Below are 16,451 nucleotides of genomic sequence, written 5' to 3'. Positions count from 1 at the left end.
CTCGCAGGCTCGCCAGAGAGCGGACTTCGTCCTTCTAGGTTCTAGGTTCTAGGTTCTAGGTTCTAGGTTCTAGATAGGGGCTGGGTCTTGCAACGAAAAAACACATCCGAAGATGTGTTTTATAAAGTTCTTGCAAAGCTAATGTTATTCTTTGCTCATGCCGTATTTGCGCATTTTTTCAACCAATGTGGTCCGGCGGATGCCGAGCATTTCGGCGGCGCGGGCGACGACATTATCTTGTTGCTCTAATGCCTGGCGGATCATGTCAATTTCGAGCTCTGCCAGTAAATCTTTAAGGTTTACCCCTTCTGGCGGTAATTCACTTGGGAAGCGGGCTTCAGGTAACTCTACTGGTTCATCATCATTAAAAATTGACGCTAACGCATCCCGTTCGAGTTGCTCTTCGCTGATTTCAACGCAGTACTCGGGCACCTCGATGTAACGGTATTTATGAGGTAAATCGTTTACATCTACTAAACCGCCTGGATAAAGAATGGTTAAACGTTCAACGAGGTTAGAAAGCTCACGCACGTTACCAGACCAGTTGTGTTCTTTTAAGGATTCTATCGCACGTTGAGTAAAACGCACTTTGCCACGGCCTTCATTAAATACCCGATTAACTAACTCGTGTAATAATAAGGGCACGTCATCACGACGCTCACTCAAGGCGGGCATTTCGATCGGGAAAACATTAAGGCGATAAAATAAGTCTTCGCGAAATTCGTTGTCAGCGATCATGGTTTCTAAATCACGATGCGTTGCGGCCACAATACGCACATCAGTTGCAATTGTTTTACTGCCACCGACACGCTCAAACACGCGCTCTTGCAACACACGTAATAACTTCACTTGCATTTGCAAAGGCATGTCGCCAATTTCATCTAAAAATAGCGTGCCGCCTTCGGCTAACTCAAACCGGCCTTTACGGGCAGATATTGCGCCGGTAAACGAGCCTTTTTCGTGACCAAACAGTTCGCTTTCAAGTAGTTCTGGTGGAATAGCGCCACAATTGACCGGAATAAACGGACCATCACGACGCTCAGATAAATAGTGAATGTTGCGTGCGACAACTTCTTTACCGGTACCAGACTGTCCTAGCACTAATACAGTTGCATCTGAGCCAGACACTTGATTAATTAAATGCCTAACATTAGCAATACCTTCACTGCGCCCCACTAAACTGCGGAATAATTTGGTTTGATTACCGCTGGTTAATGTATGTTCTCTTTTAGCCTGGCCAAAAACCTGACAAAAATGTAACAGTTCAGTTAATTGAGGGTAGTTAATCGGCTCTTCTATTTGCCCAAGCACATTTGATAAATGCACATCACTGCGGCCAAGCAACAGTATGGGCTGCCATGGCGCAACTGAGGCCATGTTTTTAATGCTGTCGTCAGAAAGCGTATTGTCGGTCACTATCACTACCGCGCGAAAGCGCGATTGCTCAATTAACGCCACTAAAGATTCATTAGAGACAACTTCACACTGCTCACCTAAGAATTCAAAAATGCAGCACAAACGAGTTACGCGCTCTGATGGGGTACCGACAATTAAAATTCTTTGTTCTATTTGCATCATTCAGAAGGCCAAAAGCTCTTGTTATAGGTTTTTACCCGGAAAAGTTACGCTGCAAAAAAGCAACAAAACTAAATACATTGTAGCCAAAAAACTGACAACATTGGCATTATTCTATCATTATTGCTAACTTTTATTTGCTCATCAGTGACATACTGCCAAGAAAAACGAAGCTTAGTAAAAGTCATCTCAACTCGGTACATTATAAGGTTATTAAACAGCTGATCACCTTGTAATTTGAGGGTTTAAAAGGCAAAAGGCTTGTGATTGCCGCTCAAATGCACATAAGTAGCCCAACCGAAATTAAACATGCCAAGACCAATGTTGCCATTTGCCTCACATTTGTACACATTAACCGGAGTTGCAGTTAAATATTGTATTATCAGCAGGTAAGAAGCAAGTAACAGTTACATTTTATCTACATCAAGCCACATTTTTAATGAAAATGTTGTTTTTTAAGTCAAAAAATTAAGATTTTACCCAAGTAGTGTAACGTAAATCACAACCGGTAACCTAATGGGTTAATTCAAGAGGTAGGCGCCAAACGCTAGATAACAAAAAAGACGCTAAGCGCCTTTTTGAGTTTACATACTGTATGCGGTAAATTGTATTCGATTACGTTTAGCTTGCCTCAGAGGTCAAGTGATGTTGGTCTTGCGGAATAGCATCCCAACCTTCTTTAATGGTTTTTAAAATCGACACCACATCGTCAATTGCTTGTGGGTCATTATTGACGTTAGCTTCCGTCATTCTCATTAGCATGAAGTCATAAAGCTGAGTTAAATTGCCCGCAACTTCAGCGCCCGCATCCATGTTTAAACTGCCATTTAACCCATTAACAATACCAATAGCTTTACCAATTAATAGTCCACGATTGGCAATGTCACCTTTTTCCATCGCTAGCTTGGCTTGAGCTAGGCGCTCTAAAGCACCCGCTAATAACATTTGAATAATACGATGTGGTGTTGCTACAGCCAAGTTGCTGTCAACAGAAACCTTACGATATGATTGCATTGAACCGCGCATATTTACACCTACCTATTTGAATCTATTGCTTTATAAACATTAATTTGGCGTTTTGTGGTATTGCCTGTCTGCAACAAGGATTGTCTAAAATCCATTATTTTTCGACTTCGCTTAATGAATGTCTGGGTCAAATCAAACTGTTGTTCAAGTACTTCTCTGTCAGTAAAATTTGTGTCAGACACTAGGGCGTGCAATAACTTTTGACGCGTCTCAATCAGTACTTGCAATTCTGATACCAAATCTGTAACTGACTCATCTTCTGGCTTAGATTTTTCAATTTTATCAATAACAAGCATCAACTTATTATTAATAGCATTAATTTCGGTCATTGAGTTTGCCAAAAAAACCTCGTTTTAATCGATTAGCTTTATCTATAGGTTGATATTTAAATCTATTTGCAACGCACACACATTGCAATTGCTAACTCACAAGCCCTTAATGTAACTTATCAATACTAGTTGTTATTCACCAAACCAGGTAAAGAGTCTAGTCGTGACTGTAAATCGCTTGAAGTACTGTTTAAGCTGGCCACAATCAAATCCATAGCATTATATTGAGCATAGAGGCGATCACTGTAAGCAGCCATGCGCGCTGCTAAAGCTTCGCGGCTATCGGTCAAGCGGCTTAACTGATCATCTAACGATGAATCACGGCTATCTAGAACACCACCAGATTTAACATAACCGTCCATTAACGATGACATTCTGCTAGCAAGGCCAGTATCTTCGGTACTGAACATTTCAGCTATGGCGCCAGTATCACTAGCAATCGCTTCTGTCAGTTTGGTTGAGTCAACTTCTAACAAACCTGCTGTAGTCGTTGTAATACCAAGGTTTGCGAGCATTTTATCGCCGTCAGAGGTGCTGTACTGGCTCGATAACATATTACGCATCTGGCTTTGAATACTGCGGGGTAACGAGTCACCTTGTAAAATACCTGCTTGCTCGGTATCGGCATCATAACTGCTTAAATCTTTAATGGTAGTCATAACGCTGTTGTAAGCTTCAACAAAGCCTTCAATTGCCGTTTTGGTTTTTGCAGTATCTTTACTTACTGTTAACGTGGTGGTTTTATCAATGTCGGCAGCCGTTAATGTTAACGACACGCCAGTGATACCCTCTTCAATGGTGTTTTCTTGCGACACCACTTTTACACCGTCAATATACACAATGGCATTTTTAGCCGGGGTGACTTCTGTCATAGTAAAGGTATCGGCTAAGCCGGTATTGCCATCAGTATCTGTTGCAGTCACGCTAATGGTGCTGTCTAGGCCTGTGGTTTTAGAGCCTAAGACTAATTGCGGGCCTAATTCGCCATTAATGATGGTGGCGGTAACATCATCGTTATCATCTGAACTGTTAATCTTGTTCATGATTTCAGTTAAGGTGTCAGTCGCTTCAACATCAATATTAAAACTGTTGCTGCCAACGGCTATGGCTAATGAGCCTGTACCAATTGTAGTAGCGTTATCGGCGACTACTGCCGTGCTCACTTTTTGGCTTTGAGCCAGCTGCTCCACTTTTACCTGGTAACTGCCCGACACCGCTGTTTCATCAACTGTTGCACTAAGATAATCTTTAGTTGATACAGCAACCTTTTGACTGCCAAAAGTATCAGCCTCCATTAAGGTGGCAAGTTTAGTTTGAAATTCAGACATGGCACTTTTGAGCGCACCTATACCGGATATTTTTGCAGTAATAATACCTTCATTAGCATCAAACTGGGCAATTTTACCGGCGCTTTCGGCATCAACCAACGCGGTCACAATACCGCTGATATCAATGCCTGAACCAATACCAACTGATGTTAATGCCATAATACCCTCTGCTTACAATATACGGTTATCGATAAAACTCATTGGTGTCACGGTAATCTTTACGGCTGTAACAAAAGTTACATTGTTATGTTCTTTAAAACTACACTTCAGTTTTCATTAGCAAACCAGTGACTTCGTTTAACTTTTTGGCAATTTCTAAGGCTTCTTCATTAGGCATTTGCCTAATCAACTCGCCAGTGGCGACATCAATCACCTTAACCACTTGTATGCCTAAATCTTCATCCACTTTAAAGGCTAAACCTTTTTGCATCATGCTCATGCTTTCAGTAATGTCATTTACTGCTTGGTTAAGCTCTTCTGCATCCACTTGAGTTGCTGCATTCACTTGCTCTGTGCTGCGGGCACTGTCAGCGGCTTTTTGAATGCCGTCGGCAGGTAAACCTAAATTAGTCGCACTAGACTGAGCATCTATCTGATTGCCCACTGGCCGACTCACTGAGTTGACTAAACCGTCTTTATGCAGATTACTGTTCGATGCTGTTACATTGACATCCATGATACACCTCAACTGACCTAATAAAACAAAGCAAATTTCACACCAGTTTTTAATTGCCTTGATGGTTAAATATTCCGTTAACTCGAACCATCAACATTAGGGTAAATATTACTTTATTTCTAGTTTTTAAAACATAAAAGGGAGTATCGCAAGCGATCCTCCCTGTCTGTTACCTTTACACTAGCTCATCGCTATTAATAGTAGTTGCTATATTGAGCGTCTATTACAGTAGTGACAATGCAGTCTGAGGGATCTGGTTAGCCTGAGCTAACATCGCAGAAGAGGTTTGCGATAAAATCTGCTGCTTAGTTAACTGTGCAGTTTCTGATGCAAAGTCAACATCCTGAATACGGCTACGAGCATCGGTTACATTTGATTGAATGTTACTTAAGTTACTAATGGTAAAGTTCATACGGTTTTGTACCGCACCTAAGTCTGCTCGTTGATCATCAATATTTGCAATAGCAGCATCAATCACATCAATCGCATTTTGAGCTCCACCAGCAGTGCCAATATCGATATCTTCGATAGTACTTAGCTTAGTTGCGCCTAATACTCCAGCACCACCACCGCTCAAAGCTCCTGTAGCAGTTAACGAGGCTGTTGCATACTTACTGTCAATGACGGCATCTGTAAAATCTAGATTACCCGTCACTGATGCACTTGCTTTTCCTAAAGTCGATATCCCTCCAGTAGCAGTTATCGCCGAGCCTGCGGATGTTGTTTTATCATTCTCTAACCCTTGGATTGTAACTGCAGCGCCATCAACTAAACCACCAGTTACTGAAGCGGATATTGACATATTTTCACCAGTACTTTTGGTGAAAATTACTGCTTCACCTGCGGCAGATTGCGTAGCAACAATATTCTGAGCAGCGAGGGTTTCAGCTGTTGTAGTATTATTCACAGCCGCCCATAATGCATCATTACTTTGAGCAGCTGTCGTGGTGCCTACTGTGGCATAGCTGATTTGAACCCCATCCACATCTAATGAAATAGCATCACCTCCTGTGGTGTTAGCACCAACAGAGACTGACGCTGAAGTTGACGCTTTTACACCAACAACACCTTCTGTGCTGTTGATTTGTCCAGCTAAATCAGCTGCACTCATACCATCTGTTAGTGAAATAGTTTTACTATTAGGGCCAGCTTGCATCACCAAGGAATCAGTAGCTGCAAATGTTTTTGTTGTTGTGCTTGACCCAGCAAAACCCGACAAAACAGAAGTCATTGATAAAGCTTTGCCTGAAAGGCCTATTTTATCTGCCGACACATTACTTAATGATACTGAAATAGTCTCATTCGAATTAGCACCGACTTGAAACGATTTAGTGCCAAAGCTGCCATCTATCAATTTTTGCCCACCAAAAGACGTTGTCTCTGCAATACGAGTTAACTCAGTCTGTAAAGAACTAATCTCTTTTTGCATCGACGCACGGTCTTCTGCTGAGTTAGAACCGTTAGCAGATTGAAGAGATAAATCGCGCATACGTTGCAAAATGTTGGTTGACTCACTCATCGCACCTTCGGCGGTCTGCGCCATCGAGATACCATCATTGGCATTACGCATTGCAACACCGATACCGTTAATTTGACTAGTTAAGCGGTTTGAAATTTGTAAGCCTGCAGCATCATCTTTAGCACTGTTAATACGAAGACCTGAAGATAAACGCTCCATAGACGTTTGTAAGCCACTGTTAGCACTATTTAGGTTACCTTGTGCTTTCATTGATGTGACATTGGTGTTTACTGAAATAGCCATAATTATTGCCCTCTACCTAACTTAAATAGTGCCTGTCAATTGTGTCAGGCAAAGTTTATTTTCTACATACACTGTAACGGCGTGGAAGAAAAAACCTTTAGGACAAATTTAGATTAATTTTGCAACTCCGTTTACTAACATAAAAATTCTTTGTAAATCAGTAAACAAAAACAGGCCTATCGGCCTGTTTGTAGTTGTATTAACTCTGTAAGGTTGATTATCCCAACAATGACAATGCTGTCTGAGGGATTTGGTTTGCCTGGGCTAACATAGCCGATGATGTTTGCGACAAAATCTGCTGCTTAGTTAACTCAGCTGTTTCAGAAGCAAAGTCAACATCTTGAATACGACTACGCGCATCAGATACATTTGATTGTATATTGCTCAAGTTACTGATTGTAAAGCTCATGCGATTTTGCACCGCACCTAAACTTGAGCGTTGATCGTCAATATTTGCAATAGCAGCATCAATCACATCAATCGCATTTTGAGCTCCACCAGCAGTGCCAATATCGATATCTTCGATAGTACTTAGCTTAGTTGCGCCTAATACTCCAGCACCACCACCGCTCAAAGCTCCTGTAGCAGTTAACGAGGCTGTTGCATACTTACTGTCAATGACGGCATCTGTAAAATCTAGATTACCCGTCACTGATGCACTTGCTTTTCCTAAAGTCGATATCCCTCCAGTAGCAGTTATCGCCGAGCCTGCGGATGTTGTTTTATCATTCTCTAACCCTTGGATTGTAACTGCAGCGCCATCAACTAAACCACCAGTTACTGAAGCGGATATTGACATATTTTCACCAGTACTTTTGGTGAAAATTACTGCTTCACCTGCGGCAGATTGCGTAGCAACAATATTCTGAGCAGCGAGGGTTTCAGCTGTTGTAGTATTATTCACAGCCGCCCATAATGCATCATTACTTTGAGCAGCTGTCGTGGTGCCTACTGTGGCATAGCTGATTTGAACCCCATCCACATCTAATGAAATAGCATCACCTCCTGTGGTGTTAGCACCAACAGAGACTGACGCTGAAGTTGAAGCTTTTACACCAACAACACCTTCTGTGCTGTTGATTTGTCCAGCTAAATCAGCTGCACTCATACCATCTGTTAGTGAAATAGTTTTACTATTAGGGCCAGCTTGCATCACCAAGGAATCAGCAGCTGCAAATGTTTTTGTTGTTGTGCTTGACCCAGCAAAACCCGACAAAACAGAAGTCATTGATAAAGCTTTGCCTGAAAGGCCTATTTTGTCTGCCGATACACTGTTTAATGATACTGAAATAGTTTCATTCGAGTTGGCACCAACTTGAAACGACTTAGTACCAAAACTACCATCAATTAATTTCTGCCCACCAAAGGAGGTTGTATCAGAAATACGGGTTAATTCCGTCTGTAATGCAGACATCTCTTTTTGCATTGCTGCTCGGTCTTCTGCAGAGTTTGAGCCGTTAGCAGATTGCAATGATAAATCACGCATGCGCTGCAAAATATTGGTTGACTCTTGCATGGCGCCTTCTGCGGTTTGCGCCATCGAAATACCATCATTAGCATTACGCATTGCGACACCGATACCGTTAATCTGACTGGTTAAACGGTTTGAAATTTGTAAACCAGCCGCATCATCTTTTGCACTATTGATACGAAGGCCTGAAGACAAACGCTCCATTGACATAGAAAGCTTGCTGTTCGCGCCATTTAAATTGTTTTGCGCTTTCATCGATGTGACGTTGGTATTAACTGAAATAGCCATATGTAAATCCTCTTCTTAGTTAAACGCCAAGACTCGGAGCTTGGCTAAACGGTTAATCATGTAAACTGTTTAATGTGTATTTTTAAAACTAGCGCCCAATAACTGTAGTTTTACAGCTAACAAGCCAGTTGTTTTGCGCTACAGTTTTTACGCTTAAGTTACTTTAAGCATATGCTTCGAACTACAAGCTGTTAATTTAGGGTCAATAGAAAACCATCATTAAAAGCCTGGGTAAACGTGTTATATATAATCAAACAAACTGAGCGTGCCGACTTTAGTAAACAAACTTGATACCGCATTAAGCGCTAACTGCTGTTTTTCAAACTCGGTAATCGCTGAGGCAAAATCTAGGTCTTCTAACTTCGATAATGCCGAGGTGTTAATAATCTTTTCGTCAGTGTGATTGTCGCTGTACTGTTGCAACACTTTTAAGCTGTTGCCGGTGTAGCTGCGCTGCTGACTCATTTGATTGACACCACTGTCTAAATTATTCAATAGTTGTGCCAACTCTGCTTGCCCTGCCGGAGTTTGTGTATCTTCGCCACTTTCAAATAAGGCGATAGCCTTGCTGAACGTATCGAAAATACTGACTTGTGCCACTTCATCAATGCTGAAACTATCGCCAGCTTGTGGCTCGCCATCGATATTAATAGCAATACCATTAACGGTGACCGGCTGCGATGCGTCAAAAGCCGCTACCGTGGTAACCGGGGGAACTGCACTGTCGGTCACTGAAACATTAAGCCCACCCGCACCGTCGTCGGCGAAACTAACGCTATAAGTACCAGGCGTATAGGCTGTCGAATCAATGATTTTGGCACTGGTCACCACAAAGTCACCTTGTTGTAACGACGAATAATTGACGCCATAATCACCCATTGCATTGGGCGCGTTCATAAAGGCGGCATCACCTGGGGTATTGGTGTTCACCTGTACGCCGGTGGCAATATTACTTTTACGAATACCTGAGTCGCCGCTGTAAACAATTTGACCGTTATTGTCGAACGCAAATGGAATATCGTTAGTTTTAGTGCCGCCAAAAATATAATTGCCCGACTCGTCTTTGGTGTTAGCGATGGACATTAATTGTTCAAGACTTTGACGCATGTCATCGGCAATCACTTGCCGCTCTGCGGAAGTCATGCTGCCGTTTGCTGCACGTAGTATAGATTCTTTCATGCTGGCGGCTAAATCATCGGCCTGGCCTAACTGGCTTTCGGTTTGTTGAACATGATTGGTGGCGTAATCGATATTTTTAACAAATTGATCGACCAGGGTGTTCCTTTGCTTAAGGTTATCAATCGCAATGGCCGCTACTGGGTCGTCGCCTGCGGTTTCGACTCTTTTACCGCTGGAGATCTGCCCCATAATGCTATTAGTGGCAGACTGCTTTTCTAAAATACTGTTGGTACTTTGCTGAAAAATTTGTCCGGTAGAAATTCTCATGGCTTATCTCCTAACGAACCGAGCTTAACAAGCTGTCAAAAATAGTTTGCGCGGTAGACATAATGCGCGCGGCGGCCTGGTAAGACTGTTGAAAGCGCAATAAATTGGCGGCTTCTTCGTCTAGGTTAACGCCTGACTCGCTTTGCACTCTGTCGTAGGCTTGCTGATAAATAGCCGTTGCCGAGTCAACTCGCACTTCTGCCGCTTTAGTTTGGCTACCAATATCTAATTTGGTGTTTTCAAATACGCTAGTTAAGGTGCCAGTGCCGTTGTTCATTAATTTGACGTCCGACAATTTGGCCATTTCAACTGCGTTGCTGTTATTACCTTCGGCAAAGGCGAGATCGAAAGTAAAGGTCTCTGGATTAACAGCGGTGCCACTAGTGCTAATGTCAAAGTCCATACCAAAGGCATTGATGTTGTTGTTGGTAATTGTGCCTGCGCCTAATGAAGTGCCAGCACTGTCAAATGCTTGATAAGTATTGGCGGCGGTATCAATCGCAAACGTAATTGATGAACCCGTTGCAGTACCCGGAAAACCGGTGGCGCTTGAGTCCATGCTGTTTAAGCTAATTGTGGTGTTGCCCGAGTTTTCTGAGTCAGCGGTTAAGGTTGGCCCTGCAGCGGCAATGCCTTTAGGGTCGGTCATGACGACACTGATACCCGTTGCAGCACCTGCTGTTGGGCGGATTTCAAATTTATCGCCATCAGCAATTGGACCATTTGCGATATTAATAGTAAAACCTGCACTACTGGTAAGTTCGGTGCCCGATAGTGTCAGGGTTGATACTTCACCGGTTTGATTATCTTTTAATGCATAGCCTGCAGCTGTGGTGTAACTTAACTCATAACTGCTACCAGATAGTGCGCCCACGTCGTCAATATTGACTGACAAAGCTACAGAACTGGTGTTAGTTGAATAACTGCCAGCACGGCCAGATGACATTAACGAGCTGTTAATATCGCGAAAAATATCACTGCCCACTTCGCCATTTAAATCAAAACCACTTGATTGCATTTGGTTAAAGGTATCGGCTACGCCTAACGCTAACTGGCCTAACTCGTTACTTGCTGGTATTAAGGTGTCGTCGCGATAATCAAACAAGGCACCTAATTGCCCCCCTAATTTACTTGGGTCAACAATTAATGTTTTATCACTAATGGATGCTGTTAGCTGAGGCTCTGCGGGGAACGGGTCGCCAGCCGTCACCCCCATGCTCATGGCCACTTCGCCCGACACCAACATAACAGAGCCACCAAGCATAATTGATTTAGCACCTGTATCTAATGGGATCACGTTCACTTGTGCGTATTCACTGAGCTCTAAGATAAGGGCATCTTGCTTGTCTAAAATCTCGTTGTTGTCTTGCTGCGACTTCATTAACTCTAGGTTAATGTTAGCCAGCTCTTTGCTGATTTCATTAATTCGGGTGGTAACTGACTCAATTTGGCTGTTGGTTTGCTTAACCTGATTATCAAGTTGCGATTGCATTTGATTAATATTGATAGCCAGTTGCTCAGCAGTACCTAAGGCGCTGCTACGAATACCTAAATCTGTTGGTAAGTCTGCCACGCTGTTAATGCTGGCAAAAAACTCATTAATACTGCTAGGCACCATGCTGCCTACTTGTGCGTACAACTCGTCTAGTTCACTGAGTTTTGAATAGGTGGTTTCTGCCGCGCTCATGCTGGTTTGGCCAATGCGTAACTCGCGCGCGGCAAACTCATTGTAAACACGTTTAACGTCAGATACATACGTACCTGTACCATAAAAGCTATCGCCAATACGTTGCGATTGTAACGTGGCCTGCGTGGCCGTTTGGCGGTTGTAACCTTCGGTATTTGCGTTGGCGATGTTATTACCGGTTACCCCAAGTTGAGACTGAGATGCCATAACACCCGTGCGTGCGATACTGAGTAGATCAATCGACATTATTTAGTCTCCAGGGGTAATACGGATTTAAGGCCTTCTTTTACCGACTTCATCACGTTAATGACCTTGTTGGCATATTGTGGGTCGGTGGCATAACCCGCCTTTTGCAGGGCACGAATAAACTGCGTGGGTTCTGCTGCCACTTTGCGGGCGTCTTCATAACGATCGCCTTGGCCAATAAACGACACAAAGTCGCTAAAGCTTTGTTCGAGGTCGTCGTACATTCTAAAGTCTGCTTTTTGCTGCACCGGGATGCCTTTTTCAAACTCTAGGGTGTTAACTGAGGTTTTTTCGCCCTGCCAACGTTTGTCGGCTTTAATATTAAATAAGTTGTGGCTCATTGTGCCGTCGTTACGGCGAACCACTTTTTGACCCCATCCGGTTTCGAGTGCAGACTGAGCAATTAACACTTCTGCCGATGTACCTAATGTTTTGGCGGCTTTTTCAGCATGCGGATATAACACAGAAATAAAATGCTGTGGGCTGGTAAATTCGCTGACTGGCTCACCTTTTTGCTTAAGTTTGTTGGTCTCTTGCGGCAAACTACTGCCAGCACTGATTGCAGCTGTAGTCGGTTTTGCAGTTTGTTTATCTGCAAATGATTGGCTAGCTAATTGCTCGCCACGTAATACACTGGCAAGTTGCTGTGGCATAGCCGACGCCATTTCGTTTTGGTTAATGGCATGATGTGACGTTGCCACTTGCTGTGCTGGTAAAATGCTGTCTAACGTGTCTTGATCAAGCTCGCTTGGCTGTGGCACAAACATGCTAGGGTTAACTTTGTTGTCACTGTCGCCACGTAATACCGACGCAGGCGTAACAGGGCTGTTATTAGGGTCAAGTTGTTGCACCATAAGCTCTGCAAGGCCTAGCATGCCTTTGTTTGACAAGTCGACCGACATTTGTTGGTCGCGCATTTGTTCAAAAAACTCTGTGGTTTGGCTGTTCATCGGGCTGTCTGACTTAAACGCGGCATTGGCATCACGCATGCTTTTCATCAGCATTTGAATAAAAATACCTTCAAATTGCTTTGCCGCTTCTTTAAGTGCCCCCTTCTCGTCTTTCTGGGCTTGGACACGAAGTGAATCTAGTCCTCCTAGATCCAGAAAGTTCGATGAATTTGACAGCTTTTCCATAGTCATACCGACAATTTTTAGATGATGATAAGTTCACCATGCAAAGCGCCTGCCATTTTTAATGCTTCGAGTATGGCAAGTACGTCAGATGGTGCGGCGCCCACTAAATTAACGGCTCTTACAAGCTCATCAAGGCTGGTGCCTGGATTAAACATAAACATACGACGATCTTTTTCTGACACATCAATCGTACTGTTGGTGGTTACTACGGTATCGCCGCCAGCTAGCGCATTGGGCTGTGACACTTGGGTGGCTTCGGCAATCGTGACGGTTAACCCGCCGTGAGTCACCGCAGCAGGCAATAATTTAACGTGTTGGCCCACAACTATGGTGCCGGTACGTGAGTTAACAATGACTTTGGCTGACTCGTCTGCTGGTTCTACCTCAATGTTTTCAAGGGTAGATAAAAACGACACCCGTTGTGATGCATCGCGCGGGGCACTTACTTGAATTGATGTTGCATCAATGGCGCGAGCCATGTCTGGGCCAAGTAAATCATTAATGGCGTCGGCCATGCGTTTAGCCGTTGAAAAGTCTGCACGGCGTAAATTAAATGTGAGGAAATCGCCACTTGAAAATGGGCTTGCCACACTGCGCTCAACAATTGCGCCGCTGGGTATGCGTCCAACAGTTGGGGTATTTTGAATCACTTGTGAGCCGTCTAACCCTTCGGCACTAAAACCACTCACCACAAGGCTACCTTGGGCAATGGCGTAAACGTTGCCATCAACCCCTTTTAAGAAGGTTTGAATCAGTGTTCCGCCGCGTAAACTTTTGGCTTCACCTAAGCTCGACACGGTAACGTCAAGGTTTTGACCCGGCTTAATAAACGCAGGCATGTCGGCATGAACAGCCACAACAGCCACGTTTTTTGAATTGGGTCTTACGGTGTCGGGTAAGTTAATGCCAAAGTTTTTAAGCATGGTGCGAAAAGTTTGCTCGGTATATCGAGTTTTTTCACCGGTGCCAGGTAAACCAACAACTAAGCCATAACCAATTAACTGGTTACTTCTTACGCCTTGAATATTGGCAATATCTTTAATGCGCTCGGCATGTACTGGGGCTGTTAGAATTAACAGCGACGTCATTAGCGACACCAACAATTTGATTTTCATGTATTACTCCTTAAAAAGGCCACCAGCTGCTCATGAAAAACGAATTCAACCAACCCACTTGTTGTGAGTCTGCAAATGTGCCGGTGCCACTGTATTGAATACGTGCGTTAGCTACACGGGTTGAATCTATGGTGTTGTCTGGGTTGATGTCCTGGCTACGCACTATGCCGGTAACGCGAATAAACTCATCACCGTTATTGATTGAAATCCACTTTTCACCGCGAATAACCAAGTTACCGTTACTAAGCACTTGCATAACGTTTGCCGAAATACTGCCATCGAGGCTGTTAGATTGGTCGGCATCTGCTTCGCGCTTGGTGTCCATGCTGTCGGTGTACCCGAGATCAAGCGGTATGCCATTAATTGACACATTTTTACCACCGGCATAAACCGGCTCAACGCTGAGGTTGCTGCCTTTAGATATTTCGTTATTGGCGCTTTTTTTAGCTTGAGTCGACTCTTTAAGCGTGACGGTAATAATGTCACCTACTCGATGAGCGCGAATATCAGAGTACAAACTCGACGCCTGAGTATCTAAATAAATCGAGCCTGTTGCGGCCACCTGTGTTGGCGGCGCATCTGGGTAAACTGGCGCATAATAAGGGTCATCTGCAATCGGCTTTTTAGGGGTTGAGTTACAACCCATTGCCAACAACACCACCGAGGTTAATGCTAGGTATTTAATCATGATAACTCCTTAGAGGTTCTGATTAACGTAAGACAGCATTTGATCAACGGCTGAAATGACTTTGGAGTTCATCTCATAAATACGTTGACCTTGAATTAAGTTGACTAGCTCTTCTGTCACGTTGACGTTAGAGGTTTCTAACGCACCTTGGCGAATTGACCCTAGGCCATCTTGCGATGCTGTACCTTGAATAGGCGTGCCACTGGCACCGGTTTCTGTGTAGAGGTTTTGTCCTAGCGGATCTAACCCAGATGGGTTAATAAAGTCGGTCATGGTGAGCTGGCCAATCACCTGGCTTTCTGCGGTGCCCGGTATTTGCACCGACACTTCACCTTCAGCAGACACTGTAATACTTGTCGCATCATCAGGGATTGTTATTGGCGGTTGTAATACATAACCAGAACCTGGGGTAACGATTTGGCCGGTATCATCTAGGCTGAATTGACCGTTACGGGTATAGGCTGCTGTACCGTCTGGCATTTGTACTTCAAAAAAACCTGAACCTTCAATCATTAAATCTAATGAGTTGTCGGTGGTTAACATACTGCCCTGGGTAAACATTTTTTGAGTCGCGACAACTTTAGTACCCGCGCCAATGTTTAAGCCATTAGGCAGTTTTGTATTGTCAGCACTGATACCACCGGCCTGATTAACCGTTTGATAAAGTAAGTCTTCAAACACCGCGCGACTTTTCTTGAATCCAACCGTACTGGCGTTAGCCACGTTGTTAGAAATCACCGAGATGTTAGTTTGCTGGGCATCAACACCTGTTTTACTTATCCATAACGCTGGAATCATAATAATTACTCCTAACTAATTCTCATCAAGGAAGTCGACGAGCGATCTATCTCTTCGGCGTTCTTCATCATTTTGACTTGCATCTCGTATTGACGCTGAATATCGATCATTGCAACCATTTCATGTACAGGATTTACGTTGCTGCCTTCAACCGCGCCGCTTTCTACTTCAACATTAGGGTCGTTTGGCGCATTACCACCCGCCATGAGACGAAACAAGCCGTCTTCGCCACGCATCATTTGATCATTACCAGGGTTAACCAGTTTGATCCGGGCGACTTCTTCAATCACCTCGGCGGTCGCACCTTGTGGCCTCACCGAAATAATCCCGTTGGCGGCAATTTCGACTTTTTCAATAGGCAGTGGTAATACAATTGGCCCTGCATCGCCCATCACCGGACGGTTGCTGCTGTTAAGCAGTAGTCCTGTACTGTCAAATTTTAAACTGCCTGCTCGGGTGTAGGCTTCGCTGCCATCAGCTGCTTGAACCGCTAACCATCCCTCACCTTTTACGGCAACATCAAGGTTGCGGCCGGTTGTGACTATTGGGCCACTTTCAAAGTTACTACCTGGGCTTTCAATCATTGAAAAAACACGGCTCGGTAAACCTTCGCCAAATGCCTGCATAGAGCGAGCTTGAGTCATGTCAGCCTTGAAACCGTCAGTATTGGCATTGGCAAGGTTGTTAGCGCGCACAGCCAAAGCGTTCATGCCTTGCTTAGCGCCACTCATGGCAACATAAAGAAATTTGTCCATTTGCTGCTCCGTCAAACTTTCTGCAAAAATAATATACATAAAGCAAAGCAAGCATCGTGCCAAAGGTATTGTTTGCGTTTTATTAGACTTAAGCTTTTGAATGTAAATAGGTAAAAATTAGACGC

14 protein-coding genes are annotated in these 16,451 nt (G+C 43.8%); all 14 read right to left on the bottom strand.

Annotation, left to right across the window (positions count from 1 at the left end):
- Nucleotides 1-144: 144 nt before the first annotated feature.
- Nucleotides 145-1,578, bottom strand: a complete 1,434-nt coding sequence (locus K8B83_RS09115) for a sigma-54 dependent transcriptional regulator (RefSeq protein WP_223419669.1) — start codon at nucleotides 1,576-1,578, stop codon at nucleotides 145-147.
- Nucleotides 1,579-2,196: 618 nt separating this feature from the next.
- Nucleotides 2,197-2,601: a flagellar export chaperone FliS gene (gene fliS, locus K8B83_RS09110; RefSeq protein ID WP_223419666.1), complete on the bottom strand. Its 405-nt coding sequence runs from the start codon at nucleotides 2,599-2,601 to the stop codon at nucleotides 2,197-2,199.
- 8 nt (nucleotides 2,602-2,609) lie between these two features.
- Nucleotides 2,610-2,930 (bottom strand): flagella biosynthesis chaperone for FliD, FliT, encoded by a 321-nt coding sequence (locus K8B83_RS09105; RefSeq protein WP_223419663.1) that lies wholly within the window; start codon nucleotides 2,928-2,930, stop codon nucleotides 2,610-2,612.
- 125 nt (nucleotides 2,931-3,055) lie between these two features.
- Nucleotides 3,056-4,417 (bottom strand): flagellar filament capping protein FliD, encoded by a 1,362-nt coding sequence (fliD, locus tag K8B83_RS09100; RefSeq protein ID WP_223419660.1) that lies wholly within the window; start codon nucleotides 4,415-4,417, stop codon nucleotides 3,056-3,058.
- 100 nt (nucleotides 4,418-4,517) lie between these two features.
- Nucleotides 4,518-4,934 carry a flagellar protein FlaG gene (locus K8B83_RS09095; protein WP_223419657.1) on the bottom strand — a complete coding sequence of 139 codons (417 nt, stop codon included), beginning with the start codon at nucleotides 4,932-4,934 and terminating at the stop codon, nucleotides 4,518-4,520.
- Between the two features lie 223 nt (nucleotides 4,935-5,157).
- Nucleotides 5,158-6,696 (bottom strand): flagellin, encoded by a 1,539-nt coding sequence (locus K8B83_RS09090; RefSeq protein WP_223419654.1) that lies wholly within the window; start codon nucleotides 6,694-6,696, stop codon nucleotides 5,158-5,160.
- A 217-nt stretch (nucleotides 6,697-6,913) separates the two neighbouring features.
- Nucleotides 6,914-8,455 (bottom strand): flagellin, encoded by a 1,542-nt coding sequence (locus K8B83_RS09085; RefSeq protein ID WP_223419652.1) that lies wholly within the window; start codon nucleotides 8,453-8,455, stop codon nucleotides 6,914-6,916.
- Between the two features lie 240 nt (nucleotides 8,456-8,695).
- Nucleotides 8,696-9,901, bottom strand: a complete 1,206-nt coding sequence (gene flgL, locus K8B83_RS09080) for a flagellar hook-associated protein FlgL (protein ID WP_223419649.1) — start codon at nucleotides 9,899-9,901, stop codon at nucleotides 8,696-8,698.
- 10 nt (nucleotides 9,902-9,911) lie between these two features.
- A complete protein-coding gene (gene flgK / locus K8B83_RS09075) occupies nucleotides 9,912-11,834 on the bottom strand; it encodes a flagellar hook-associated protein FlgK (protein WP_223419647.1) in 1,923 nt (640 codons plus the stop codon).
- Nucleotides 11,834-12,970 (bottom strand): flagellar assembly peptidoglycan hydrolase FlgJ, encoded by a 1,137-nt coding sequence (gene flgJ, locus K8B83_RS09070; RefSeq protein WP_223419645.1) that lies wholly within the window; start codon nucleotides 12,968-12,970, stop codon nucleotides 11,834-11,836. The genes flgK and flgJ overlap by 1 nt, the downstream gene beginning before the upstream one ends.
- A gap of 17 nt (nucleotides 12,971-12,987) precedes the next feature.
- Nucleotides 12,988-14,085 (bottom strand): flagellar basal body P-ring protein FlgI, encoded by a 1,098-nt coding sequence (locus K8B83_RS09065; protein WP_188737226.1) that lies wholly within the window; start codon nucleotides 14,083-14,085, stop codon nucleotides 12,988-12,990.
- 10 nt (nucleotides 14,086-14,095) lie between these two features.
- Entirely contained in the window at nucleotides 14,096-14,773 is a 678-nt protein-coding gene (gene flgH, locus K8B83_RS09060; protein ID WP_188737228.1) for a flagellar basal body L-ring protein FlgH, read from the bottom strand.
- Between the two features lie 9 nt (nucleotides 14,774-14,782).
- Complete coding sequence (gene flgG / locus K8B83_RS09055; protein ID WP_188737231.1) at nucleotides 14,783-15,571, bottom strand: flagellar basal-body rod protein FlgG; 789 nt, start codon at nucleotides 15,569-15,571, stop codon at nucleotides 14,783-14,785.
- 11 nt (nucleotides 15,572-15,582) lie between these two features.
- Complete coding sequence (flgF, locus tag K8B83_RS09050) at nucleotides 15,583-16,326, bottom strand: flagellar basal-body rod protein FlgF (RefSeq protein WP_188737233.1); 744 nt, start codon at nucleotides 16,324-16,326, stop codon at nucleotides 15,583-15,585.
- Between the last annotated feature and the right edge of the window lie 125 nt (nucleotides 16,327-16,451).

Origin of the sequence: Shewanella inventionis (assembly GCF_019931735.1) — a bacterium.
Classification (GTDB): Bacteria; Pseudomonadota; Gammaproteobacteria; order Enterobacterales; family Shewanellaceae; genus Shewanella; species Shewanella inventionis.
This window is presented reverse-complemented; position numbering and strand designations above follow the sequence as displayed.

Coding starts and splice junctions, on each gene's coding strand:
- K8B83_RS09115 (WP_223419669.1), bottom strand. CDS start 1,578: ATGATGCAAATAGAACAAAGAATTTTAATTGTCGGTACCCCATCAGAG.
- fliS (WP_223419666.1), bottom strand. CDS start 2,601: ATGCGCGGTTCAATGCAATCATATCGTAAGGTTTCTGTTGACAGCAAC.
- K8B83_RS09105 (WP_223419663.1), bottom strand. CDS start 2,930: ATGACCGAAATTAATGCTATTAATAATAAGTTGATGCTTGTTATTGAT.
- fliD (WP_223419660.1), bottom strand. CDS start 4,417: ATGGCATTAACATCAGTTGGTATTGGTTCAGGCATTGATATCAGCGGT.
- K8B83_RS09095 (WP_223419657.1), bottom strand. CDS start 4,934: ATGGATGTCAATGTAACAGCATCGAACAGTAATCTGCATAAAGACGGT.
- K8B83_RS09090 (WP_223419654.1), bottom strand. CDS start 6,696: ATGGCTATTTCAGTAAACACCAATGTCACATCAATGAAAGCACAAGGT.
- K8B83_RS09085 (WP_223419652.1), bottom strand. CDS start 8,455: ATGGCTATTTCAGTTAATACCAACGTCACATCGATGAAAGCGCAAAAC.
- flgL (WP_223419649.1), bottom strand. CDS start 9,901: ATGAGAATTTCTACCGGACAAATTTTTCAGCAAAGTACCAACAGTATT.
- flgK (WP_223419647.1), bottom strand. CDS start 11,834: ATGTCGATTGATCTACTCAGTATCGCACGCACGGGTGTTATGGCATCT.
- flgJ (WP_223419645.1), bottom strand. CDS start 12,970: ATGGAAAAGCTGTCAAATTCATCGAACTTTCTGGATCTAGGAGGACTA.
- K8B83_RS09065 (WP_188737226.1), bottom strand. CDS start 14,085: ATGAAAATCAAATTGTTGGTGTCGCTAATGACGTCGCTGTTAATTCTA.
- flgH (WP_188737228.1), bottom strand. CDS start 14,773: ATGATTAAATACCTAGCATTAACCTCGGTGGTGTTGTTGGCAATGGGT.
- flgG (WP_188737231.1), bottom strand. CDS start 15,571: ATGATTCCAGCGTTATGGATAAGTAAAACAGGTGTTGATGCCCAGCAA.
- flgF (WP_188737233.1), bottom strand. CDS start 16,326: ATGGACAAATTTCTTTATGTTGCCATGAGTGGCGCTAAGCAAGGCATG.